The organism is Paenibacillus sp. EKM212P (genome assembly GCF_011066115.1).
Lineage (GTDB): Bacteria > Bacillota > Bacilli > Paenibacillales > Paenibacillaceae > Paenibacillus > Paenibacillus polymyxa_B.
In genome coordinates this window covers 122983-149506 of sequence record NZ_JAAMNR010000007.1, presented here as the reverse complement: position 1 = coordinate 149506, position 26524 = coordinate 122983, and the positions used below count along the sequence as shown (strand labels likewise).

The following is a 26524-nucleotide window of genomic DNA, read 5'->3' as shown; positions in this document are numbered from 1 at the left end:
CCAGAAGCTTATCCCAAAATGTGGACACCCGGATATTGCAAAAACGAATCACTTGTTTTGTAGCTTCTTATGACTTAGACTGATTCTAAATCCTAATTTCATTATGCGGAAATAGCTGTAAACAGTCAAATGAAGTTTTCATGAAGCGAAGTATAAAGATAAATCAGGTATGGAGGGATTATCCCCATTATGAATGACGTTTTTTTAGGTAGCTTTATTTCTGCCCTGTCCACTGGACTCGGCGCCGTGCCCATACTGTTTATGCGCAATATCACGCATCGGCTTCGCGATGTTCTGTTGGCTTATGCCGCAGGAATTATGACCTCTGCATCCGTGTATAACCTCATTCCCGAAGCAATCCAGCATTCCAATTGGTTCGTGCTGACTGCGGGAATCCTGCTCGGCTGTCTCGTATTACTGGTGATGGAAATGTACATTCCCCATGCGGATTTGGAGGACCCAGACTCCAAGACCTTTCAACTGGAGTCCAAATCTTTTCTCATTATCGCAGCTATTACATTGCACAATTTGCCAGAAGGACTCTCTGTTGGAGTCAGCTATGCGAGTGAGACTCAAAATCTCGGCAATCTGATCGCCTTCTCTATCGGCCTGCAAAATGCCCCGGAAGGCTTTATCGTAGCGTTATTCCTTGTGAATCAAAACATTGGCCGTTTCAAGGCCTTGGGCATTGCTACTCTCACCGGAGCCGTGGAAATCATAACGAGTCTGATCGGGTTTTATTTGAGCAGCTGGGTGAACGGACTGGTACCTTACGGCCTTGCTTTTGCCGCCGGAGCCATGATGTTTATCGTCTACAAGGAATTGATTCCCGAGAGTCACGGGGATGGCAACCAGCGGATCGCCACATTCTCTTTTATTCTCGGCTTAATTACGATGATTGGGCTAACCGAATGGCTATAGCCGAGCAACACAAAAAGGCTGCCTTTTGCCTGTAATCCAGACAGAAAAGCAGCCTTTTTGGCATGTTCAAACGTAGATACCTCATTTTTTCCGGTTCATGGAGCGCAGTGCTTCGCGGTACTGCTCGTCCTCACTTTTGTGAGTCTCATTCTCTTCATTGGGTATTTGCGAACGCCCATCCTTTTCTTCGTTCTTTCCGGCAAAGCCACGTAAAGCCGCACGATAATCCTGATCCCCGTAAGCATCTTTGATATTCTCGCGATCCTTTTCTACCTTCTTATCCGTCTGGATATCAGGCACCTTGTGTTGTTCCTCCGCATGATGTTCTTCGACGTCGATATCCTTATGCGGCCTCTCTCGCGTAGAATCTATCCTTTCACGTGCCTCGGGTTCCACCTGTACAGGATAAGGACGTTTGCTTCTTTGCCGTGACTCCTCTTCCGTGGGGCGAGTTTTGGGAGAGGATTTGCGCGTCATCTTTGTATTAAATACCAGCAAAAAAATAAAGGCAACCGCAGCTACTACGATAAAAGCAATGGTCATCGGTAGCCTCCTATTCTCTTTCAGCGCTACGGTACCGTCCCGCTATCTCAGCGACCCGTTTACCCAAAGAACGACCTAGTGCAAGATCATCACCCGTTGGAAGATTAGGCGGACCATTGGGGTCTGTCTCCACTGGACATGTTACCCCTACGCCGTAATAGGAGCCGTATAATGCATTTTCCGTAATATTAGCGGGCAGTCCTACAATAATCATACCTTGATGAAGCATCGGAGTAATCAAATTCAGAAGCGTAGATTCCAATCCACCATGAACGGTAGCGGTTGTGCAAAACACAGCGCCGATTTTATCCACCAGCTTGCCCTGCGCCCACAGATACCCCAGCTTATCAATCCAGCTTTTCAGACCACTGCTGATGGTACCAAAATGGCCCGGGCAACCCCATATAATGGCATCCACACTCACTAGTTCATTCACATCGGCCTCATTTACATGCTTTAACAACACTTCCGTATGCTCAAGGTGCGCTCCTTCTGCGATCGAGCGAGCGAGACGTTCGGTATGCCCATTTTCACTGTCATATACAATCATGATTCTGGTCGTCATTATGCGCATCATCCTTTGTCAGCAAAATCATCTTTTTCGCATGCGCTCTTAACCTTGCCCAAAACCCATCTGAATATTATGAATTATTTGACGCATACTTTGAAAATCCAAGAACTAGGGAGGCATGTAAACATGAATTCACGCGCCATATTAGTCAACCTGCTAGTTATTATCATTATTCTGGCAGGTGGCGGAGCCGCCGCCTATTACTACAATCAATCCGCCAACTACATAAAAACCGATAATGCCCAAGTGAGCGGACAAGCAGTTACCGTTGCCTCTCCAGGCGCTGGCAAACTCACAGGCTGGAATGCTGAAGTTGGTAAGACCTACACCGCTGGAAGCACGCTTGGTAATGTAGAAGGGGGAGGAAGCCGAATTAGCGTTACGATTCCAACCGATGGTACCATCGTACAGCAATCTGCAGTCAACAACTCGATTGTTGGGGCAGGCACACCCTTAGCGAAGGCTTTTGATCTAAACAATTTATGGATTACCGCCAATATTGACGAAACGGCTGTACAAGATCTTCAAGTAGGACAGACGGTAGATGTATATATTGATGCTTACCCGGATACGTCCCTGAGCGGTAAACTCGAAAAGATCGGCCTGGCGACCGCATCAACTTTTTCACTACTGCCCACTTCTAACACCACTGCCAACTATACCAAGGTGACACAGGTCGTGCCTGTCAATATTTCCATTCAAGGTTACAAGGGGCTGGGTATTATCCCGGGAATGAGTGCGACCATCAGAGTTCACAAGTAGGAGGCTGTCATGGATCAAAAAATGTCCGTCGGACGTATTCTGTCCGTGCTGCTGCTAGGCGCCTTCATTTCGATTTTGAATCAAACGCTGCTCAACGTGGCCATTCCACATTTAATGAATGATTTTAATGTATCTGCAACAACCGTTCAATGGCTATCCACCGGATATATGCTAACCAACGGGATTTTGATTCCTATCACTGCTTTTCTGATTGAGTCATTCGGAACACGTGCGCTATTCATCTCCGCGATGGGGTTATTTACTGCTGGATCTGTCGTCTGTGCTGCCAGTACCGGCTTTGCGCCTATGCTGGTTGGACGAGTTATTCAGGCCAGCGGAGCAGGCATTATCATGCCTGTAGTCATGAACGTGTTCCTGACTGTGTTTCCTCCGGAAAAACGGGGCGCCGCCATGGGTACCATGGGGATCGCCATGATGTTTGCCCCGGCGATTGGACCAACTTTATCCGGCTGGATTGTGGAGCATTACAGCTGGCGACTGCTATTTTTGCTGGTGATTCCGCTGGCAATCATTGATATTCTGTTTGCCATACGCTGGCTCAAAAATGTATCCAAGCTAACGAAACCGAACTTTGATCTGTTGGGAACCATTTTTTCCACACTGGGCTTTGGCTTCCTGCTGTATGGCTTTAGTTCAGCTGGAGACAAGGGCTGGGATAGCAATACGGTAATACTTACACTCGCTGCCGGGGTTGTGTTTATTGTATTGTTTATCGTGCGCGAGCTGAATATGGTACAGCCGATGCTGGAGTTCCGTGTGTTTAAATATGATATTTTTACTGTATCGACCTTAGTTGGGGCTACCGTCAACATGACGATGTTTGGCGGGATGCTGCTGCTACCGATCTATTTGCAAAATATACGCGGCTTTACACCGCTCCAATCCGGTCTGCTGCTGTTGCCGGGTGCACTGCTGATGGGTGTGATGTCACCGATATCAGGGGCAGTATTTGACCGTATAGGCGCAAGGCCGTTGGCGATCATTGGACTGATTATTACGGCAGTCACGACATGGGAATTCAGTCTGCTGACCGATGCCACCACCTACGGACATATTATGATCATCTATACGATTCGCAGCTTCGGAATGTCATTGCTGATGATGTCCGTCCAGACAGAAGGGTTAAACCAGCTGCCTCCCCATCTCGGCAGCCATGGTACAGCCATGTCCAATACAGTACGGCAAATTGCCGGGTCTATCGGTACCGCTTGGCTCATAACTGTAATGAGTAGCCGGACCACGATTCATGTAGCGGATTATGCGAATGTCGCTACCACCGCCAATGTTCCTTTAACCGAAGGGGTAGCACAGTTGGGACAAACCCTCGCGCAAACAGCGAGCATTTCAACAGAAAGTGGTTCATCGTTGGCGCTACAACAGGTGTACCGAAGTGCCGTTACAGAATCAACGATCCATGGCATTAATGATGCCTTCATTATTGCTACAGGGATTGCACTAGCGGGGCTATTGTTTTCCTTGTTCTTGCGACGGTCTACGCCGCGCCGAAGATAGACGTACAGCGTTGGCGAACAAGAGGTATAAGATGAACTTGCCTTTCAGACAGGCTGGTACTGTAAAAGAAGGAGCATTCACCCCTTGGATTTTAAGAGGTATGAATGCTCCTTCCTGTTTGTCATCTGTGATTATTAGTCCTATGACCGCAATAAGCGCAGGCCATTCAAAATGACAAATAATGTGCTGCCTTCATGCCCAATCACCCCAAATGGCAGGGCTATATCTTGCACAAAGTTGCTGATCACAAGCAGCAAAATGACACTTACCGCGAAGATCATATTTTGTTTGACCACCCGCTGCGCCTTGCGCGCCAGTGCTATCGTCGGAGCGATCTCCTCGATTCCATCGTTCATCAATACCACGTCAGCGACCTCTAGCGCTGCTCCGCTGCCATGCATCCCCATGCCTAGTCCTACGGTTGCCGCAGTCAACGCTGGAGCGTCATTCACACCGTCGCCGACCATGACGACATGCCCGTACTGCTCCCGCAGCATGCGAATATGGCTGACTTTGTCCTCCGGCATTAAGCCAGCATATACGGCGTCGACTCCGGCCTGCTCCGCGATCACAGCAGCCGTTTCTGGGCGGTCTCCGGTCAGCATGACGACCCGGATCCCCTGCGCTTGCAGACGTTTCACGGACTCTTGGGCCTGCGGACGCAGCTCGTCGCGTAGTGCCAGCATCCCGGCAATCTGATCATCCGCGAGGATAATGGATACGGTTTTGCCCTCAGCTTCCAGCCGGGCCCGACTCTCCATCCAATCTGGCTCTGCCAGAGAACCAGGTCCATCCAGTACATTTGTACGACCGATTTTCCACTTCACCCCGCCTATGATGCCTTCCATTCCCCATCCGGTGAGTGCCTGCACTTGCTCGGTTGGGAGAAGATCTCTCTGTCCCAATTCAGCTTCCGCTTTGGTTACAATCGCTCGCGCCAGCGGATGCAAAGAATAACTTTCAATTGTAGCAACAATGTGCAATAGCTCATCGGCATCGTATTCTGCGGCGGTAATCCAGTCCGTGACGACAGGTGACCCCATCGTTAACGTGCCTGTTTTGTCAAAAGCAACAACAGAAGTCAATGCCATATTCTCCACATGTGCACCACCTTTGAACAGGATGCCTCGTCGGGCACGGTTGGAAATGGCCGATAGCATCACTGGCATAATGGATGACACGAGCGCACAGGGTGAGGCCACGACGAGGAACACCATAGCCTTGTAGAACGCTGCTGCCCACGTCCAGCCTAATGCTATGGGTGCACCGGCAATGACGATCAGCGTGACAGCAACAACAATTCGGGCGTACACCGATTCGAACGTTTTAATAAACCGCTGGGAATCGGGAACTTCGGTCTGGGCCTCTTCCACCATACGAATGATTTTTGAAAATAAAGTGTCCTCTGAGGACTGACTAACCTCTACATATAGCACGCCTTCTCCATTGATGGTGCCGGCATATACTTCGTCACCTTCCACCTTATTTACCGGAACAGACTCACCGGTAATAGATGCCTGATTCACTGCCGAAATGCCCTTGGAGATTCGGCCGTCCGCCGGAATCAGTTCGCCCGGCTTCACCAGCAGCAGGTCGCCTGGCAACAGTTGCTCAATGCCGACTGTTTCCGTCCCCTCGCGAGACAAGCGCAAAGCCGTTTCCGGCTTCAACGCCATGAGCTCAGAAATATCCTTACTACTACGCTCGGTGGTATAGCTCTCCAGCGCACCGCTGAGTGCAAAAATAAAGATCAGCATGGCTCCTTCATTCCAATAGCCAATGGCCGCAGCTCCTAGGGAGGCAGCGATCATGAGCAGATTAACATCCAGATCATGTTCTCGGATCAGTGTTTCGACCCCTTCTCTGGCTTTGGACCAGCCCCCAAGGGCATAGGACACTACATACAGAATGACCGATAGCCATTGCCACCAATGTGAGACTCCCCATGCCATCAGCATCAGCAATCCACTACCTAGAGCAGCTTGCATCTCCTTATTTTTCAGCATGCTTTTAAGCTGAAATTGCGGCTTGCGATTCGGACCGGGTCGTCCGCTGCCACTGTTTTTTGAAAGGGTTCGGTTAGAGGGAGACAATGTATCTTGTAATCGTTGAGCAGCTTGCATCATGTCACGTTCCTTTCCATATTTTGTTCCTTGTACTAGCATTTCATTGAGAATGATATCCATTGTTAAGTGCCCTAAAATAGCACATGCTGCTTCGGGAAGTCCGAAGCAGCATGTTTGACAATGAGAATGATAATCATTTTTGCATCTATACAATTATTTTGGATTAGCGAAACTTTTGTTTTATTATATACCTTTTCTTTTCCACTTGTAAACCAGCAATGGCCTAAATAAAAAAAGATACCCGCACAAACACCGCAGGTATCCTCCATATTTAAAGCATCCGATTCAGGATTTGCAAAATTCGATTCCAATCGCTCCAAAGTGCAATATATAGACGAACTAGACCATTTCGATCTATATATTGTTCATTGAAAGTCGCTTATTGGATTTTTGCAAAATCCTCTATTACAAGAATTCCGCTTATCTTCAGGCTAAAGGAAACTTCCACGCATGATTGTGTGCAGTTCCTGAAGTGTGCTGACGATCTGCGGGCTGTTGCAATCCCAAACGCGCAGCCGCAAGGCGTGCAGTGGGAACCGCTGTGTCCGGGCAAATGACCCCCGTCAACTCATTCTCCAAGATCGAAATTCTATCCAGAGAATGGTTAATTTCATCTATTGCTACCCATAAAGGAAGCTCAGGCTTTACACGTCGAACAGCTTCCATTATGCATTTTATCGTATCACTATTATTCTCATGACCATCGACACCGGATGGAATCAACTGATCCTCAGCCCTAATGCCATCGGATGAAGTTGGTATGACTTCTAAGATGACCGTATCGGCAAAACGTGCCAGATCTGCAGCTTGAGCTACCTGCTTGATCTGTCGTACGCTCACTTCGGACATGTTATTGGAATTGGCTGACTCCCCCGACCGTGCGGCTTGCCTGTTCCCTGTTTGGCTTACGTTAGGCACCAAAGACGGGTCAACTGTCAAAAGCACACCTACCCGATATGGAATGCACCGAAGACGCCCGCATAAAGTCTGCTCTGCAACGCCGTCAATCCAGTCTCGCGTTGCCCGGAATTCGTCCACGTCAGCCGGATTGCGCACTATAATCTCCAGCTTGGGTTCTCCCCCCTGCCGCACGCTCCGCAACGCCGCACGCAGTAATGCCTCCAGCTGCATATCTTGCAAGCTTCCAATACCCACTGCATTGTTCTGCTCAATTAGGGCTATAGTGAGTGGTGATCCGTTCAAAGACTCGAATAAGCTTTCATATTGTGTTTCCAGCAAACTGATAATTCGACGGGACAAATGCTCACACAATCCAGGCAGGCCAGATGCCTGGTTAAAGGTTTTGTACGTGTCAGATGCACGTGAACCGGGAATAAGGATGGGATCGGGCTCCCCGTCAGGGGCATGAATCGTCTGTCCAGACGCTGCTACGTCCAGATAGGCATAGCATAGTTTCCCTACACGGCCAGATGCCAGTGACAAGGGACCATGCAGAAGACTATAACCGTCATAACTGCCTATTTCTGATGCTGTCTCTGTGCTTATACGACTCAAACTTGCAGGAGCATCGGCATAAATCCGTATGGAGGTGCGCCTGTATTCATCGCTCCATTTTAGGAGTGTGCCCATTGCTTGCCCAATATCGTTGCCGTTATTTAGCATCGTTTCCTCAAGTAATTCCGGATTCGCAGCCATCAAAGCCTCTGCTCGACTGATTACGCCCTGCTCAGCTAAACCAACCAGCCAGCCCAACGGATCTTCCTCCTGCGTAGCAGATGCTTCATGGCTGCCTGCCTTTAGCGTCTCCATAGCCAACCTCTGTGCAGCAGCCTCCATACCCGGCTCTGGAACTTTGAGATCCCGGCTATTTTTGCCACCCAACAGCTCTGCGAATACATGCATCAGTTTAGCCTCCATGCTATTAATCCATCCTTTCTTCCGTCAGCAAGTTGGCACACACAAATTCGAGTACCCCTCCAAATAAAGAAAACGCTTACTCATTATGGAGCAACCGAATCTTACATGGGCCTTACTTGTAAAGCCCCTACCTTAACGTATTAGGCACGCCACACATTTATACATTTCGGCACAACTACCCTACATCCCAAAATAAATCTCTATCCTGCTGGTACAAGACCACTCGAAAAAGGAACCAATAAAATAAACACCCCCGGTCTTCACAGGATGCCTACATCCGATGTTAACCCGGGGGTGTTTATTTTTTTACTCGTAAGAACGAACCTTCAATACACGCATCACATTCAATACGGCTAGCAATGTTACACCTACATCGGAAAATACAGCCTCCCACATCGTAGCAATACCGAATGCTCCCAGCGTAAGAAAAACCGCTTTGACACCTAGCGCAAATATAATGTTTTGCCATACGATACGACGTGTGCGCTTGGCGATATGGATCGCCGTAACCAGCCTTGAAGGCTCGTCGTTCATGATTACGATATCTGCCGCCTCAATCGCAGCATCCGATCCCAAACCGCCCATCGCTACACCGACATCTGCCAGCGCCAGTACGGGTGTATCATTAATTCCATCGCCTACGAACAAAATTTTGTCGCTCGTTTTTTTACTTGCAGACAACTGCTCGATGGCTTCGGCTTTGTGCTGAGGTAACAGTTCTGCCCGTACTTCATCCAAACCCAACTGTCGTCCTACGGCCTCGGCAACAGTCCGATTGTCACCCGTCAGCATGATGGTTTTCACCACACCCAACTTTTTCAGTGAAGCAACCGTTTGGGCTGCGTCTTCCTTAACCTCATCCGAAATCAGAATGCACCCGGCATACGTTCCGTCTACAGCCACATGTACGACCGTTCCTTCATCCAGCGTCCCTGCTTGCTGCGCCACGTTAAAAGCCACATGCTCCCGCTCCATCAGCTTGACGTTCCCGGCTGATACCAGACGACCGTCAATTTGTGCCTGAATCCCGTGACCGGATATTTCACTATATTGCTGAACCCGTTCTGCTCTGAGTTCATTACCGTAGGATTCACGCAGAGAAGCAGCAATAGGATGTGTGGAATGCAGCTCGGCCAAAGCGGCGGTTTCGAGCAAGGTTTCGTTTGTAAAATCTCCGGCAGGATAAATCCCTGTTACACGGAAAACACCTTTTGTGAGTGTGCCTGTTTTATCAAAAACAGCGTATTTCACATGATTCAGAGCTTCAAGATAGTTCCCGCCCTTGATCAGGACACCTGAACGGGAGGCTGCCCCAATTCCCCCAAAGAAGCCCAGTGGAATGGATACTACCAGCGCACAAGGACAAGAAATAACGAGGAAAACAAGCGCACGGTATACCCAATCTGCAAAATGTGCACCCGGCACAACAAGCGGTGGAACAACCGCCAACAACAGCGCTACAATAACCACTACTGGAGTATAGTATCTGGAAAATTTCGTGATAAACTTTTCAGTCGGCGCTTTTTTGGCACTCGCATTTTGCACTAATTCCAAAATTTTCGAGACCGCCGATTCACTAAATTCTTTGCTAACCTCTACCGTTAGAAGTCCGTTCGTATTGATAAATCCACTCAACACGTTGCTTCCCGGCTCTACGGTACGAGGCACGGATTCACCAGTCAACGCAGAGGTATCCACATGCGATTTACCATCTATAACCTTACCATCCAGCGGGATCTTCTCGCCCGGCTTAATTACAATCAAATCCCCAATGCGAACGTCTTCTGGGGACACTCTCCATAAGGACTCAGCCGTCTTCAGGTTGGCATAGTCCGGTCTAATATCCATCAGATCACTGATGGATTTACGAGAACGGTTAACTGCAATGCCTTGAAACAGCTCTCCGATTTGATAAAAGAACATGACAGCTACGCCTTCCGGGTATTCCCCAATCGCAAATGCACCAACTGTAGCCAGCGTCATCAGGAAGTATTCGTCAAAGGCCATTCCACGCACTAAACTGCGTGCAGCCTGCAAGACAACATCACCGCCAACGATGATATATGCCAGTAAAAATAGGGCCAGCTTGCCTACACCTTCGACAGGTAACCACCAGGCAATAGCCGCAACGACCGCACCAATAGCCAAACGCGCAATCATGCGGCGCATACCGTCCGTACCGTGATCATGCGTATGCCCAGCGTGGCCATCATCTCCATGCGAATGTGAATGAGCGTGGTTGGCTTCACCATGTTCGTGCTCTGCATGGTGGTTGTGATGCTCGTGTCCATGATCGCCGTGGTTGTGTCCATCGTGCGTATGGGCTTGCTTGCCATGTGCTCCATGATGATGATCAGCGTGGCTGTGAGCCGCATGCTGCTCGACCTCGTGTGTATGCCCTTCACCTTCACTATGATGTTTATGACCGCATGCACAATCATCTGTGCAGTCTGACTGTACTGCACCAGCATTGCTTCGACTGTCTTCATGCAGGCGGCCACGAGCATTTTTCACAACCATTCGAACATGCGGCTCGAGTCTTTGAACCTTCCGTTCAGTCTGGCGAAAAACCTCTTCTTTTTGATCCGAACTTGTGGTCATCGTCAACGTTTTCGTAACAAAATTGACCGAGCAATCCAGGACCCCTTCTATTTTACTGACTCCATTTTCAATCTTTAGAGCACAGTTGGCGCAATCCAAACCTTCCAAAATCCATTCATGCCGTTCCGTTCTTTTTAGAGCATCCATAATCATTGGCCTCCAATTAACTATATATGAGCAACTGTTCATATATTATTTGTTAAGGCCATTATATTCAGGATCAGGGTCAAAAGTCAATGACTATAGCCCTTTTTAACAAAAAAATCGAATTCAACGGACAAACGCCAAAAGAGCGCCAATCGCTTGGCGCCCTCTGTTGTTTTATCCCAAAAATTATTGATGTGATATGTGCTGATGGGTTTGCAAAAAGATCTGCTCCACATGATTATCATCCAGTGAATAAAACACCGTCTTGCCTTCTTTGCGTCGTTTGACAATACGCAGGTTGCGCAAATAACGAAGCTGGTGGGATACCGCAGATTGTCCCATGTTCAACACCTGGGTCAGATCATGAACACACAGTTCTTTTTGTGCCAGGGCATAAATCAGCTTGATTCGTGTCGGGTCACCCAGTGCTTTGAACAGCTCCGACATTTTGTATGCGATGGAATCCTCAACAAGGGAAGATTTTATGCGCTCAATTTCCTGATCTGAACCGTGACAAGCCGGCTCGCAATCCAAAGCTTCCGTTTCAGAATTCATCCTTTTCACCCCGTGTATTTCGACTTGATGCTCCTATTATAGCAAATTCGTAGAGTTTACGAATAGCTTATATTACAGCTTGCCCTGTAACAGAAAACTTCCAAGTCTCAATGCTTGCCTAACACTACAGCTTTACACTACTTAGAGCTTAATAAAGCTTAATTCAACGTTTTTAATACTTCATCACTGTAAGGAATAATTTCATCTATTTGTTGATCACGTAACTTCACCGCAAACGCTGGATCAACCAGCAAAGCACGTCCAACCGCAACCAGATCAGCTTCCTCTCGTTCTACTTGCCCCACGAGTTGTTCTAATCTTGCCTCTACACTACTGGATTGATCGGTTTGACGATTATTATTTTCCAAATCACTCAAAAACGCCTTCTCCAAACCAATCGAGCCCACAGTAATCACTGGCTTGCCTGTTATCTTTTTGGTCCAAGCTGCCAGGTTTAGATCAGACCCTTCAAATTCCGGTTCCCAAAAACGGCGGCTTGAGCAATGGAATACATCCACCCCGGCCTTCACTAATGGAGTGAGAAACTGTTCAAGTTCCTGTGGTGTTTGGGCCAGCTTTTCTTCATAATGGTACATCTTCCACTGGGAGAATCGCAATACAATTGGGAAATTCGGTCCTACTGCACGACGACAAGCCTCAATGACCTCCACCGCAAACCGAGTACGCTGGACCAAGTTGCCTCCGTATTGGTCGGTGCGCTTATTGGTTTTGTCCCAGAAAAATTGATCGATTAAATAGCCATGTGCTCCATGAAGCTCAATACCGTCAAAACCCACTCGCTGGGCATCGGCAGCGGCCTGTGCATAAGCTGAAATAATATCCGCAATCTCAGCCTCCGTCAATGGCTCAACCACCTTTTCGCCGGCGGGAGAGATACCGGATGGACCGACAGGCAATGCCTCGGGATTCGGTTGATTATCTGCACCTATTTTACGGGCCGCACCCACATGCCAGAGCTGCGGTATAATCTTGCCACCTACCGCATGAACCTCCTCAACTACCTTGGCCCACCCCTTTAATCCCTCACCATAAAAATTAGGAATGCTTGTGTGCTCCACAGCTGCGGGATGATTAATAGCAGTCCCCTCTGTAATAATCAATCCAACTGCATTTTCGGCACGGCGACGATAATACGCAGCCACGTCAGGCCCTGGAATACCTTGAGGAGAAAAATTCCGTGTCATTGGCGCCATAACAATCCGATTGGGAAGAGATAAATTACCTAACTTAAAAGGTTTAAACAGTAATTCTGTGTTCATTACTTTTTCCTCCGCTCTCCACTAGTATTATCGTTTTCACTCTACTGTTATACAATTCCATTTTACACATATGTAAACTTGAGTTCAAGAAGCCACAGTTTTTATTTTAATAAGCTACACAAAAAAAGAAGAAGCGGCTCTAAGTCCGCTTCCTCTTTCCTAATTCGTTTGTACTTGAGTGATTTTGCAAAAATTTCGACTTATTAGTGTGCTACCATGTTGTATTCCATAATCCATACAGAACCACCAACAACAGTCAACAGGATAACTACCCCGAAAATCAAAGTCATGACATTCCAGCGCGGTCCATTGCTCTCACGAATGTGCATGAAGAAGAAAAGCTGAACCAGAAATTGCAGCACTGCCGCGGCTAAAATAACAACCATGGTCGAAGTGCGGCTCAACATATGATTCATAACCACACCGAGAGGAATGATGGTCAGTACGATGGACAGAATAAACCCGATAACATAGGATTTCACTGAACCGTGAGAATCATCATGACCATGCGAACCCGCTCCTGTTTGATGCTGTGCCATCTACATCACCCCCATCAAATAGACGACTGTCAGCAAGAAGATCCAGACAGCGTCCAAAAAGTGCCAGTACAAGCTCAATGCGGAAACTTTCCCCTTCGTCTCTGGTGTAAGCCCGCGTTTTTTCAACTGGAACATGAGTCCAATCATCCAAACCAGACCTAACGAAACGTGAAGTCCGTGCGTTCCGACTAAAGTGAAGAATGCCGACAAGAACGCACTGGTTCCAAAATTGGCTCCTTCGTGTACCAACTCAACAAACTCGTAAACCTCAAAACCGATAAAACCAAGACCCAGGATCGCCGTCACGATTAACCAGTTAATTAATCCCTTCATGCTTCCTTTGTTCATGGCCAACACAGCCAGACCACTTGTGAAGCTGCTCGTGAGCAAGAGGAACGTTTCAATAATAACGCCCGTCATGTTAAACAGCTCTGCGCCACCCGGTCCTCCGGCTGTGTTGTTCCGAAGGACGACGAAGGTTGCGAACAAGGTACTGAACAGGATTACGTCCGTTACGAGGAAAATCCAAAAACCAAGCATCTTCAATTCTTGCGGATCGTGATGCCCGTGGTCATGATCATGGCTTTGGTGTGCTGCAGCTTGTGCCATTATACAGACCCCCTTATTGCCGCTTCCGTGCGTTTTACTTCATCCGCAGGGATATAGTAGTCGCCATCATAGGAGAAGAACGAACGGCAAATCATACAAATTGCCACACCGATCAGTCCTGGAATATAGAAGAACGACCATCCGAATACGAACCCGAAACCTGCAATGAAAAAGAATACCGACATAATGAATGGAATCGCCGAGTTCTTCGGCATATGAATCGCTTCAATTGGCGGTTGCTTTCTGAAAATACCTTTTGCACGTTTATCTTTTTCTGCCCACCAGTCATCACGTTCTTCTACTTGTGGAATGGTAGCAAAATTGTACTCCGGTGCAGGTGAAGGAATCGACCATTCCAACGTATGGCCACCCCAAGGATCGCCTGTTGTATCCTTCAGCTTACGGTAATTCTTGATGCCCAAAAGAATTTGAAGAACCTGGAACAAGAAACCAATCCCCATCAAAAATGCCCCAACGGTCGAAACGAGGTTAAGCGGCTGCCAGCCGGTATCCCAGCCGTAAGTGCTCAGACGACGCGTCATACCCATCAGACCGAGAGAATATTGCGGAATAAAACATACATAGAAACCGATGTTCCAGAACCAGAAAGCCCATTTACCAGGCGTTTCAGGCAATGTGAAACCGAACATTTTAGGCCACCAATAGTACAGACCTGCCAAGTAACCGAACACTACACCACCAATCAGAGCGGAGTGAAAGTGAGCGATCAGGAAGTAACTGTTATGGAACTGGAAGTCAGCAGGCGCTACAGACAACATGACGCCCGTCAAACCAGCAATCAAGAAGTTCGGAATAAAAGCAATTGACCACATCATAGGAGTCTTGAATGTAATCTTACCCCGATACATCGTGAACAGCCAGTTAAATACTTTAACCCCTGTCGGTATTGCGATAACCATCGTCGAAATCGCAAAGAATGCATTAACATCTGCTCCTGATCCCATCGTGAAGAAGTGATGCGCCCAGGTGAAGAAGGACAAGATCGCAATAATGAACATGGCGTAAACCATGGACTTGTATCCAAACAATTTCTTTTTGGAGAATACGCTGATAACCTCGGAATAAATACCGAAGGCAGGCAAAACTACAATGTATACCTCAGGGTGACCCCACATCCAGATCAAGTTGATATACATCATCGGGTTACCGCCGAAATCAAGCGTAAAGAAGTGTCCTCCTCCGAAGCGGTCAAGGAACAGCAATGCCAAAGTAACCGTCAGAATCGGGAATGCGAAAATGATAATAACACATGACGAAAATACGGACCACGTAAAGACAGGCATTTTCATCCAAGTCATACCAGGTGCACGCATTTTAATAATAGTAACAATAAAGTTGATACCCGTAGCCAATGAACCTATACCCGAAATCTGAATACCCCAGATATAGAAGTTCTGACCGACGCCAGGACTAAATTGCAGTTCTGAAAGCGGTGGATAACTCAACCAACCTGCGTCTGGCGAACCACCGATAACGAAGGACAGGTTGAACAACATCGCTCCCATAAAGAAAAGCCAGAAGCTCAATGCGTTCAGGAAAGGGAACGCAACGTCGCGCGCACCAATTTGAAGGGGTACGGCAATGTTAAACAAACCAAACATCAACGGCATCGCCATAAACAGGATCATGATCGTGCCATGTGTTGTGAAAATCTGGTTGTAATGCTCAGGATGCAGTAGTGTAACATCCGGTGTAGCCAGTTGAACACGCATCAATAATGCATCCACGCCTCCGCGGAATAACATCAAGATGGCCGCAAGAATATACATAATACCGACTTTTTTATGGTCAACGGTAGTCAACCAGTTTTTCCAAAGCCAGCCCCATTTTTTGAAATAAGTGAGCACAAACACGATCCCGATTGTTGCCAATGCGATGGAGACGTCCGCTCCATAGATCATCGGATCTCCAGTAACGAAGAAAGTGGATGCAAACTCTTTTATTTTGTCAAGCATTGGGGGCCTCCTTCCCTATAATCATTTAATTGTGTCCGCTCATATTCATATGACTCATGTCCATTGCCGCATGATCTTCTGCGCCGGACTGAGAAGAACCTTCTGTGGATGTAGCTTCACCATGTCCAGCATGTGGGTTAGAAGCACCCTCCACTACATACTTGTTAACAATGTCTTTGAACAAGCCATCTGGAATCGAAGAATACTCATCAGGCTGGGACAAACCTGGTTTTGCAAGCGCCAAATAGCCGTCTTTCGTCAGCGGCTTAGACTGCTTTTTGATGTCAGCGACCCAGTTTTTATACTCTTCATCCGACTGGACTTCTACATCAAAACGCATTTGTCCAAAATGCTCACCGCTAAAGTTTGCACCCGAACCAAAGTAAGTTCCTTCGTGATCGGCCTGCAAATGCAGTTTCATAGCCATGCCTGACATGGTGTAGATTTGTCCGCCCAATTGCGGAATCCAGAATGAGTTCATCGGGGCGTCAGCAGTCAGTTCAAAACGGACTGGAACACCTTTAGGAATGTGAACTTGGTTAACTGTAGCTATACCTTCCTCTGGGTACATAAAGAGCCATTTCCAATCCAGTGAGGTCACTTGAATGGTTACTGGCTTTTGCGTACTTGCCAACGGCTTGGAAGGCTCCAGCAAGTAGGTATATCTTGCAGTAATAACCGCAATAATACAGATAACGATAATTGGAATAGCCCACCATGTGGTCTCCAGCTTTTTGCTGTCATCCCAGTGGGGTTGATACTTCACCTTGTTTGTCGGTGTATCACGATACCGCCAAATGATGAAGAAAGTCAAAATCATGACCGGTACAATTATTAGCGCAGACAATGCCGTTGTAAGAATGATCAGCTCTTTTTGTGCTTGCCCAACGGGTCCTTTCGGATCGAAAACAACGTATTTTCCGCCAGCATAAAAACACGTCCAAATGAGCAATGCTACCGTGAGCACGGTCAAAACCAACGCAATAATCGCTTTTGGTTTTTTGTTCATGTTGTTCCCCTCTCCTTAAATAATAAATTACTCAAAACTTTACGAACTCCTGTAATGTTGCCCCTATATAAGATAGCAGAAAAGTGGCCACTTTTTTTATTGTTAACAGAATTGTCGATTATTTGTCCGTTTTTTGTGAAAAACATCTCTAAAAATAAAATTTCTCTTGCAAATTCAAAATTTCTTATTAATACAAAGATGACATAATAAAAACGTTATTTGTGTATCTTAAAGAAGTTATATTAAAGAAAAAAGCGGGACTCCTTACAGTTATCATCCTACACTGCTCGAAGCCCCACATTGTTGTTTTCGGTATATATTGCTTTAAATCATTTTTAAATTGTATTAACTGCGGCCGTTTTCCTGGTCTTCCTTCTTGCGTGCAATGACAAATGATTTCCCAACTAGAAAAATAAAAATCCCGGCAACAACGCAGCCAATACCTGTCATTAAATATATATTTCGATCAGTTAAATTACCTATATCAAGCAAAATAAGGATAATTCCTGCAATACAGGCGATCCAAGCGATAACAGATACCGTGCGGCTCATTTGGTTATCATTTGATCCTGATTTCCTAACATTCGAAGCCATACCCTCCACTCCCTCTGGTTTAAAATGGTTTAAAACGCCCTCGTCAGGTATTTTTTTCAGTATGCACACTTCTTATTTTTTTATTCCTGCTGTCTCTACATACTTGAAACAACCTGCATTCATCTTGGTTATTATTACCCCAGAGGGCCTCCTATTCAAACAAAAGGGAGCAGAGACAGGCGTAAATCTGCTTTATTTTCAAAACATCTCTTCGTTTAACGTCTGGTCTCCAACCAGTTATTACTTACTACATTTCGATACCAATAGTAACTTTCCTTCGGGGTGCGGACCTGTGTGCGGAAATCGACATGAATCATGCCAAATCTCATATTATATCCCTCTGCCCACTCAAAATTGTCCATAAGTGACCATGCCATATATCCTTTGACATGAAGGCCGTCATGAATAGCCCGGTGTACCTGCACCAAATGCTGCTGCATATACGAAATCCGACGGTCATCCTGAACCTTGCCATTCACGACATCATCGTTGATGCAAGCCCCATTCTCTGTGATATAAATATCGAGGTTACCGTATTTTTGCAAATAATGCAGTACCTCGTACAGCCCACGCGACTCCACTGGCCAACCGATATCCGTTACAGGTAGCCCCATATTGATTTCTTCAGATTGAAGGAACCCGGCTTCAGGATTAAAACGATTAACTGACATAGCATAGTAATTGATACCGATCATATCAATAGGCTCGCCGATAATATCCATATCCCCATCCTGAATAGGCACGGTGGCTCCCTGCTCCGCAAACCAGTCTACCAAAAACTGAGGATACGAGCCTTGATAAATAGGTTGAAGAAACCAGTCACTGTGCAGGGAAATGGTGCGCGCACAAGCGGCTTTATCTTCCTCAGATGTGCTGTAAGGAACAGCCCAGGAGACATTGGGAGCGATACCGATCTGGCCACTGGTGCCCAGCTCGCGGAAGCGGCGCACAGAAAGACCATGCGCAACTAGCAAATGATGTCCTACATCAATGGCTGCCTGAAGATTGGTCAGACCCGGGGCATGAACACCCAGCATATTGGATAAAAAGGCGATGCACCACGGTTCATTGAATGTTAGCCAATGGTGTATTTTACCGTGAAATTCGCGGAACATCGTTTCTGCAAACTGGGCAAATGCTTGAATCGTGCGTCGATTCTCCCAGCCTCCAGCATCCTGAAGCGCTTGAGGCAGATCCCAATGGTACAGTGTACAAAACGGTTCAATCCCATTTTCGTTCAACAAATCGACTACGCGATGATAATAGTCCAATCCTTCTTGATTGACTTCACCGTCACCTTTGGGAAATATACGCGGCCAGGACACTGAAAAACGGTATGTACGAATGCCCAGCTCCTTCATTAGGCGGATATCTTCCTCGTAGCGATGATAGCTGTCACAAGCTACATTGCCGTTATCACCGTTGAATACTTTGCCAGGCGTATGGGCAAAGGTATCCCAGATCGACAAACCTCTCCCATCCTCCTCATAAGCTCCCTCGATTTGATAGGCTGCCGTCGCGGTCCCCCACATAAAGTCCTGCGGAAATTGAAAAATGGTCATAATGTCTCTTCCTCTCCTTTAATTATAATCGTATGTCCGTTCGTTATTTCCTGCTCTTTGGTAAAAATCCATGACAAAATGAATCCTCCGTACTCAGGATCAGGCAGAGCCTGACGAGCATCTGCGCTAAACGGATGTGCACTGCGAATCGTGCAGCTTCCTGCTGAGATGGATGTGGCCAGTTCAGCACGGACAAGCCGGGAACAGGACCATTCCATGCCAACCGTCATCCCGCCATGTCCCTTCAATCCACTGACCCGTCCCTTCGACCAGGCCGTTGGTAGGGCAGGCAGTAACGTCAGTTCTCCCGGACGGCTTTGTAGCAGCATTTCTGCGATCCCCGCCGTCGCACCAAAATTACCGTCGATCTGAAAAGGCGGGTGTGCGTCGAATAAATTAGGATAGGTCGATCGCGACAGCAACGTGCGAACATACCTGTGTGCGGCATCGCCATCTTCCAGCCGAGCGTACAGGTTAATCAACCAGGCACAGCTCCATCCGGTGTGCCCACCACCGTGATCAAGCCGTCGACGCAGCGATATGCGGGCCGCCTCAGCCAGCTCCGGGGTATCACGGATGTGAATTTGTCGACCGGGGTACAACCCATATAGATGCGAGACATGCCGATGCCCAGGCTCCGCTTCCTCAAAATCGACAAACCATTCCTGTAACTGACCGTGACGGCCAATTTGATAGGGCATTAACCTGTCCCGTGTCTCCTCGCAGCGGTTGCGGAACTCATCGTCTAATTCCAGCAGGTCCGCAGCTTGAATGCAGTTACCCAACAGCTCCCGAATCAGCGTTATATCCATGGTGGAGCCCATAGATATACTGCATTCCTCGCCGTCCGGCGTTTTGAATTTATTTTCAGGTGATGTGGATGGGGATGTCACAAGCCAACCCTCCGGGCCTTCCACGAGCCAGTCCATGCAAAAGGCTGCCGCCCCCTTCATGAGTGGATAAGCTTGTTCTGCCAAATAGGCTGTATCCAGGGTAAACAGATAGCGCTCCCATAGATGGGCGGTCAGCCATACACCCCCAAGCGGCCAAAACGCCCAACTGGCATGGCCCCCTGAAGGTACAGCGTATCTCCACACATCTACATTGTGATGAGCTGCCCACCCTTGAGCACCATAATGGATGGAGGCTACCCTCCGTCCCGTGCGGGCAACTTCTCCAATCATGTGCAGCAATGGTTCATGGCACTCGGCAAGATTGCATACCTCGGCGGGCCAATAGTTCATCTGAGCATTGATATTGGTTGTATAATTACTGTTCCACGGCGGCTGCACCCGGTCATTCCAGATGCCCTGAAGATTGGCAGGCTGACTCCCCGGACGCGAGCTGCCCATGAGCAAATAGCGGCCATACTGAAATAACAGCACCTCCAGCCCCGGGTCGTCCTGACCTTTCTGATAACGTTCTAATCGCAGATCGGTCGGTAGAACGGAGTCGTCGGTTAAAGTATCACCTCTCAGTTCTAATACAACGCGGTCAAACAGCTTTCGGTGATCCTGTTCATGGCGTTGCCGCACCTGCTCACTTCCCAGCGAAATTGCTCCGTCTAAAATGACTTGACATGCTTCTGCTGACTCCGTTGCATCACTATTCGGCATAGTGTGAAATCCCCGAAATCCGGTAGCTGCTGCCAAATACACCGTGATTTTATCCGCGCCTGAGATGATCAGTGCTCCATCAGCACCCTTCGTCAAAGTTCCTCCCTCGGGAATAACCCTCGCCTGAACTGCAAAAGCCATCCCCAAATCATTTTCATAAACAACAGACTGTGGATGATCGCCGTGATAATTAGATTCCACATGACTGGGCGCTCGTCCAGTCAACGTAATAAAGTCCCTGATCGGCTCATCGGATGGATCGTTATTATCGCTATCCCATTTGGATGAATCACCAAAATGTGCATCCTCTCCAACCTCGTCTTCACAAGGATGGAGGGAAGTGATGCGCACGGATGCATGGATCTTCCCAAGCTTATTCGCAGTCAGTGACACCATCATGATTCCATCTGGCGCACTGGCGATAACTTCACGGGTATAGCAGACTCCAGCACTTTGAAAAGTGACCGCTGCCGTTCCGGTCAGCAAATCTAGTTCCCGTTCATAATGCACAATTTCCCCTAGGCCCTCCTGCGTAATCCACAGATCTCCCAAAGGCTGATAGGCTTCCGTATCGCGACCTAGCATATTCGCATTAATCAGTTGTTCCGCTTCCTTGTATTTTCCATCTGCAATCAGCTTTCTGACAGGCTGCAAATATCGCAATGCATCATACTGAACGCCGTCTCTGGGAAATCCGGACCAGAGCGTATCCTCGTTTAATTGCAAATGCTCCTCTCTGATTCCGCCAAATACCATAGCTCCCAGCCTTCCGTTACCGACTGGCAATGCTTCCTCCCATACCTCAGCAGGCTGGCGATACCATAAACGCAGGGACTGTGGTCTTTCGCTTTTCGTCACATCAAACCCTCCCCTATCAAGATCAAACAGAGCGCTAATCCCGTATGGACCACAAGGACAAGCGCTCTGTCATTCCGGCATTCAAAATTTCGTTAAAAGCAGTCAGCTATTTAGAAGCCTTGCCACTCCATAACTCCACTCTGTCCTTCACCAGTTGCGTGTATTGCTGTTCCATTTGGACAGCTCTGGCGGCATCCAGTTCTTTAATCATGTTGTCGTATACCGTATCAAAATTGGAAGCCGGTGCTAAAATAGCTTCCGGTATACGTTTGCGGATAATGTCTGTCGTTTTTTTGAATGTAACGTTATAGCTGGATTCATTGTCTGTTGTCAGGTTATAGGCTGCGCCCCAAGGCTTTACATCAAATTCTTTCTTGTCCGGGAACAGATCTTTCCACGTTTTTACGCCATACGCTTTAAGTGATTCTTTCTCCGGCTTCGAATAAGCCGCGATAATTTGTTCCGGGAATTTGGCAGTATAGTAGTTACCTGTAGGGTCCTTCACGCCGTCACCATAGTGTCCGCTGATGAGCGTGTACAAATCTATACCCGTAGATTTATTGAAGTTGGTTGTATTGTTCGTTTTTTGCTCCAGTACATCAGCAGGAATGACGCGTTTGCCATCTTTGATTTCATAATGCTTGCCTTCGATCCCCCAGTTCACTAGCACCTGTCCTTCATCGGAAGCTAAATAATCAAGGAATTTAATAGCCCGCACCGGGTCCTTGCAATTTTCTGTAATACCTACTCCATAACCGGACGTGAAGCCCGTATCCTGAAAGGAACGATCCTTGTATTCCTCCGACAGTGTAACTGGAAAATGCGCGTAGCTGGCTTCGGATTTACCTGATGCTTTTAACGCATTTTCGGCATCCTGATAACCCCATTCCTGGTCGATCAGACCGAGGACACGGCCGCTGGCAATTTTGGATTTGTATTGATCACTTTTTTGCACAAATGAATCTTTATCGAGCAGTCCTTCATTGTACATGTGGTTCAACCAACGGAAATATTCCTTTTCTTCCGGACGTTTGTAATGAAGCTTCGCTTCAAATGTTTTGGGATCAATAAAATATTCACCATCATCCGGCGCTCCAGTCGTCTGGAAGGCGGGATTTGTTACGGTAATCATAATTCTCCAGTCGTCTGCATCCAACGTGAGTGGGATCGTTTTTTTGCCATTGATCGTCGGATGCTTGGCTGCATAGGTTTTGAGTACGTTTTCATAATCCTGTAGCGTTCTTACCTTTGGATATCCTAACTCCTTGAGAACCTTATGCTGAATTTCAAATCCTCCCGTCGCGTCAAAACTCTCCTGTCCCACACCTGCATACGTAGGAAGGACATAGATGGATTGATCTTTATTACTGTATTTCAAACGATCCATATAGGGTCCATATAGCTTTTTGAGATTGGGTGCATGATCGTTGATCAGATCTGTCAGATCAATCATGGCCCCCGCATCCACAAGCTTGTTAATATTCGCTTTAGGAGAAACCAAGTCCGGGTATTCTCCACTTGCTGCCATCAAAGCAATTCGGTCATCTCCACCTCCACCGCTGACATCAAATTCCGCATTCAAGGTTACACCTGTTTTTTTGGTGATTTCCTTGCCTATTTCATCCTTCATTCCGTTCCATTGTGGGCTTGTATCTGCTCCGAAGAAGCTAAACGTAATCGGGTCTGTGCCGCTGGATGTGCCTTCCTTCGCTGCTTTATCGCTTCCTCCACAACCTGCGAGTGCGGTAAGGGACACCGCGAGCAAGGGAATCAGTGCAAATCTGGACCAGTGTTTTTTCATGTATAAATCCTCCTATATTCCTATGATGACTTCTCCTGCAAATAACTGCTATTTTACTACCGGAATCCTGTCTGTTATGATTTCACTGCTCCCAGTGTCATACCACCTACAAAATACTTTTGCAGGAACGGATATACCATCAAGATGGGGAGCGTAACCGTAATCGTGATTGCCATTTTAATCGACTCTGGTGAAATTTGAGCCATTTGCTTAGCCATATCGTTACTATTCGTCATACTGGAGCCGCCTTGCTGCGTACTTTGCAGTATCTTCATCAGCTCATACTGTAGCGTCGTCCATTGCGGCGCCCCACCATTATACAAATACGTATCAAACCAAGCATTCCACTGACCTACTGCCAGAAAAAGAGCAATCGTTGCCAATACTGGTTTGCACAGCGGCAAAATAATTCTCCAGTAAATCGTAAAATCATTCGCCCCATCGAGTTTGGCAGACTCCTGCAGCGCATATGGCAAACCGTCCATAAAGGAACGAATAACAAACACGTTAAATGCGCTAATTAAGCCTGGAAAAATGTACACCCAAAACGAACCCAGCAGATGCAGATCACGCATCAAAATAAACACGGGCACCATCCCGCCAGAAAAATACATCGTCAACGCCAAAAACGTAGAAATAAACTTACGAGCGCGAAACTCGACCCGACTCAATGTAAAAGCAAGCATAGACGCGCAAATCAATCCGAGTACTGTTCCGACCAAAGTACGAAGAATAGATATTTGCAGTCCCTGAAGAAGGCCATCGTACTGGAAAATCGTTTTGTAATTTTCGAGCGTAAATTGGCGGGGCCATATATAAATTCCACCGCGAACCGTGTCCGTTGAATTGTTCAGGGAAATCGCAAGTACGTTCAGAAACGGGTACAGCGTCAACACCACGATCAGAGCCATGAGGATATAATTGAACAGGTCAAACAGCTTCTCAGACCGGGTAGCATTAAATGCCTTATTCGTCATTTCGCTTCTCCCTCCCTACATGATGCTTTCTTTGGTCAGTTTTTTGAATATACCGTTCGCCGTAAACAACAGCAAAATGCTAACCAGTGAGTTGAAAATACCAATTGCCGTCCCATAAGAGAAGCGACCCAAATTAATCCCGTAATTGAGCGCGTACAGATCCAACACCTCGGAATAATCCGTTACGAGACTATTGCCAAGCAAGAACTGCTTTTCAAAACCGTTGCTCACCAGATGCCCAATCGCCATAATGAACAGAACGGCAATCGTCGAGCGGATACCCGGCAGTGTAATATGCCACATCTGTCTCCAGCGGCTCGCTCCATCCACGCGCGATGCTTCATACTGTTCTTGATCAATTCCGGTGATTGCAGCTAAATAAATAATCGTATTCCAACCTGTCTCTTTCCATATGTCGGAAGCGGTTACAATGTACCAGAACCAGCTCCCCTTTGCCATGAACTGAATCGGCTCATCCACAATATGAAGCGCTACCAATATATCGTTGACAATGCCTCCGTCAATGGACAGCATTTTCGTGACCAATCCAGCCACAACTACCCAGGATACAAAATGCGGGAGGTAGGATATCGTCTGCACAAACCGTTTGAACAGCATACCACGCAGCTCATTTAACAGAATTGCAAAGAAGATCGGTACGACAAAACCAAATATAATCCCCATCAGGCTCATCGCCAGTGTATTACGTAATACTAGATAAAATCGTTCGTCCTGAAATAACTCAATAAAGTTATTCAGCCCTACCCATTTCTGGTCCGTAAAGGATTTGGCTGGCTTATAATTTTGAAACGCCATCGTCCAGCCCCAAAGCGGAAGATAGCTGAAAACAAACACCCATATGACGAAAGGAATGGACATAAAATAAAGATACTTTTGCTGCTTCACACTGTCCCACAAGCCTTTTCTACCACGTTCAGGCTTCGGTCCGCGAGCCTTGCGCGGTCTTCCCCGGTTGGATTCAGGAATCACAGCACCATTGTTGGAAGCGGTTTCAGTTGAAGATTCCATAACAAGCTCCTCCTCATCTCTAGATACTATTATCATACTTTGCTGGCTTGGAAGCGGGTACCCGACGAATTAGGAGAAAAATCAGTTCAAAATTAGATATATGGAATGAAAAAATTACATTCGTGCCACTACACATGCGGATGGTGCTTCCCCTCGCTGTTGCCCCCGGATTTCTTGAATAAGCAACCAAAGGTAGAAATCCGGGGACAAAGGCGACCGCTTCGCTTGTCCAGTACCATTCCGCCTGTTCCGTTCTAGTGTAAATCCCCTGAGGAAGGAAAATCTTATAAAAACAAAAGACCAGCAATGTAAGCCGATCAGAGGTAAAGGATAATTCATATTGCACCACAGATAAATCGTGGTATATACACATATATTAATCATAGCTTCCTTGATTAAAGGAAAAAAATAGCTTTCTAGCATCAATGTGCTAGAAAGCTATTTTGATTTATTTTACCGTGATCGTCCCGTAGTACATGTACATGCCACAATTATACTCATATACCCCCGGCTTCAAGTCCTTGACGGTAAAATAATTATTTTCGTGATCCAGGTAAACGTCCATTCCGATCTTCGACGACTGCACTTCATCAATGCAAGTAAAGGATGTAATTTTCTTGAAATTGATTTTGGTTGGGACGCCGGCTTTCACTTCAATATTTTTAGGATAGAAACCGTCACCTTTTACACCCACTGTAACAATCTCATATTGGGTCTTGTCCGGCTCTTCCTGAGCTTGTTTAGGTTGAATGGCCGGAAACGACGACACGCTCCCCTGAAAATAAAACAAGACAAACCCGCCCATGCTCAGGGCTACAAAACCAATCAGCATCAAATGCCAATGCTTAGAGATAAGTGTTTTCATTCATATCAGCCCCTCCAGTTGAATGTCTACATGTGACGCATCAACTCTAACCAGTATATAAAAGTTAATCAAAATTTTAAATACCTCGTTTCAAAGCTTCTAGCAGATGAATCTTATCATCCGACACGGTGAGAATCATCACTATTTTTACACACGGGAACAAAAGCTTAAT

22 protein-coding genes are annotated in these 26524 nt (G+C 47.0%); 3 read left to right on the top strand and 19 right to left on the bottom strand.

Translation table 11 applies throughout. From position 1 onward, the window contains the following. Positions 1-189 precede the first annotated feature (189 nt). Positions 190-921: a ZIP family metal transporter gene (locus tag G9G54_RS19965; RefSeq protein ID WP_061828899.1), complete on the top strand. Its 732-nt coding sequence runs from the start codon at positions 190-192 to the stop codon at positions 919-921. 81 nt (positions 922-1002) lie between these two features. On the opposite strand, the gene G9G54_RS19960 is transcribed toward G9G54_RS19965, so the two are convergent. Together G9G54_RS19960 and G9G54_RS19955 are read right to left on the bottom strand one after the other, a co-directional pair. Continuing rightward, positions 1003-1464 (bottom strand): hypothetical protein, encoded by a 462-nt coding sequence (locus tag G9G54_RS19960; RefSeq protein WP_165179335.1) that lies wholly within the window; start codon positions 1462-1464, stop codon positions 1003-1005. Positions 1465-1474: 10 nt separating this feature from the next. Continuing rightward, complete coding sequence (locus G9G54_RS19955; protein WP_061828901.1) at positions 1475-2029, bottom strand: NAD(P)H-dependent oxidoreductase; 555 nt, start codon at positions 2027-2029, stop codon at positions 1475-1477. A 132-nt stretch (positions 2030-2161) separates the two neighbouring features. Here G9G54_RS19955 and G9G54_RS19950 point away from each other — a divergent pair, with 132 nt between their 5' ends. Then, the gene (locus G9G54_RS19950; RefSeq protein ID WP_025724158.1) at positions 2162-2797 is read left to right on the top strand and encodes an HlyD family secretion protein; all 636 of its coding nucleotides are present in this window, start codon (positions 2162-2164) and stop codon (positions 2795-2797) included. 9 nt (positions 2798-2806) lie between these two features. Further along, positions 2807-4330, top strand: a complete 1524-nt coding sequence (locus G9G54_RS19945; protein WP_165179334.1) for a DHA2 family efflux MFS transporter permease subunit — start codon at positions 2807-2809, stop codon at positions 4328-4330. Positions 4331-4470: 140 nt separating this feature from the next. Here the strand turns inward: G9G54_RS19945 and G9G54_RS19940 are convergent, their stop codons facing one another. The 17 genes from G9G54_RS19940 to G9G54_RS19865 form a co-directional block, all read right to left on the bottom strand. Beyond that, positions 4471-6453: a heavy metal translocating P-type ATPase gene (locus G9G54_RS19940; RefSeq protein WP_342355991.1), complete on the bottom strand. Its 1983-nt coding sequence runs from the start codon at positions 6451-6453 to the stop codon at positions 4471-4473. A gap of 74 nt (positions 6454-6527) precedes the next feature. Next, positions 6528-6776, bottom strand: coding sequence for a hypothetical protein (locus G9G54_RS25820; RefSeq protein ID WP_238808270.1), 249 nt, complete (start codon positions 6774-6776; stop codon positions 6528-6530). 106 nt (positions 6777-6882) lie between these two features. Next, the gene (locus G9G54_RS19935; protein ID WP_165179332.1) at positions 6883-8334 is read right to left on the bottom strand and encodes a PEP-utilizing protein; all 1452 of its coding nucleotides are present in this window, start codon (positions 8332-8334) and stop codon (positions 6883-6885) included. Between the two features lie 306 nt (positions 8335-8640). Next, positions 8641-11082 carry a heavy metal translocating P-type ATPase gene (locus tag G9G54_RS19930; RefSeq protein ID WP_165179331.1) on the bottom strand — a complete coding sequence of 814 codons (2442 nt, stop codon included), beginning with the start codon at positions 11080-11082 and terminating at the stop codon, positions 8641-8643. Between the two features lie 186 nt (positions 11083-11268). After that, a complete protein-coding gene (locus G9G54_RS19925) occupies positions 11269-11637 on the bottom strand; it encodes an ArsR/SmtB family transcription factor (RefSeq protein WP_007432172.1) in 369 nt (122 codons plus the stop codon). A 158-nt stretch (positions 11638-11795) separates the two neighbouring features. Beyond that, positions 11796-12917, bottom strand: coding sequence for an NADH:flavin oxidoreductase (locus tag G9G54_RS19920; RefSeq protein WP_165179330.1), 1122 nt, complete (start codon positions 12915-12917; stop codon positions 11796-11798). A 203-nt stretch (positions 12918-13120) separates the two neighbouring features. Beyond that, a complete protein-coding gene (gene cyoD, locus G9G54_RS19915; RefSeq protein WP_013311980.1) occupies positions 13121-13456 on the bottom strand; it encodes a cytochrome o ubiquinol oxidase subunit IV in 336 nt (111 codons plus the stop codon). Further along, a complete protein-coding gene (cyoC, locus tag G9G54_RS19910) occupies positions 13457-14065 on the bottom strand; it encodes a cytochrome o ubiquinol oxidase subunit III (RefSeq protein WP_023990327.1) in 609 nt (202 codons plus the stop codon). It lies immediately after the preceding gene. Further along, on the bottom strand, positions 14065-16041 hold the full coding sequence (locus G9G54_RS19905) for a cbb3-type cytochrome c oxidase subunit I (protein WP_013311982.1): 1977 nt from the start codon (positions 16039-16041) through the stop codon (positions 14065-14067). The genes cyoC and G9G54_RS19905 overlap by 1 nt, the downstream gene beginning before the upstream one ends. 25 nt (positions 16042-16066) lie before the next feature. Then, positions 16067-17050: a ubiquinol oxidase subunit II gene (gene cyoA, locus G9G54_RS19900; protein WP_165179329.1), complete on the bottom strand. Its 984-nt coding sequence runs from the start codon at positions 17048-17050 to the stop codon at positions 16067-16069. A 345-nt stretch (positions 17051-17395) separates the two neighbouring features. Next, positions 17396-17644: a hypothetical protein gene (locus tag G9G54_RS19895; RefSeq protein ID WP_013311984.1), complete on the bottom strand. Its 249-nt coding sequence runs from the start codon at positions 17642-17644 to the stop codon at positions 17396-17398. Positions 17645-17859: 215 nt separating this feature from the next. Beyond that, positions 17860-19206, bottom strand: a complete 1347-nt coding sequence (locus tag G9G54_RS19890) for a GH1 family beta-glucosidase (protein ID WP_165179328.1) — start codon at positions 19204-19206, stop codon at positions 17860-17862. Beyond that, positions 19203-21680 carry a glycoside hydrolase family 95 protein gene (locus tag G9G54_RS19885; protein ID WP_165179327.1) on the bottom strand — a complete coding sequence of 826 codons (2478 nt, stop codon included), beginning with the start codon at positions 21678-21680 and terminating at the stop codon, positions 19203-19205. Before G9G54_RS19885 ends, G9G54_RS19890 begins: the two co-directional genes overlap by 4 nt. A 106-nt stretch (positions 21681-21786) precedes the next feature. Beyond that, positions 21787-23481 (bottom strand): ABC transporter substrate-binding protein, encoded by a 1695-nt coding sequence (locus G9G54_RS19880; protein WP_165179326.1) that lies wholly within the window; start codon positions 23479-23481, stop codon positions 21787-21789. A gap of 74 nt (positions 23482-23555) precedes the next feature. Beyond that, entirely contained in the window at positions 23556-24458 is a 903-nt protein-coding gene (locus G9G54_RS19875; RefSeq protein WP_023990333.1) for a carbohydrate ABC transporter permease, read from the bottom strand. A gap of 15 nt (positions 24459-24473) precedes the next feature. After that, a complete protein-coding gene (locus G9G54_RS19870) occupies positions 24474-25487 on the bottom strand; it encodes an ABC transporter permease (protein WP_023990334.1) in 1014 nt (337 codons plus the stop codon). 448 nt (positions 25488-25935) lie between these two features. Then, on the bottom strand, positions 25936-26352 hold the full coding sequence (locus G9G54_RS19865; protein WP_165179325.1) for a cupredoxin domain-containing protein: 417 nt from the start codon (positions 26350-26352) through the stop codon (positions 25936-25938). Between the last annotated feature and the right edge of the window lie 172 nt (positions 26353-26524).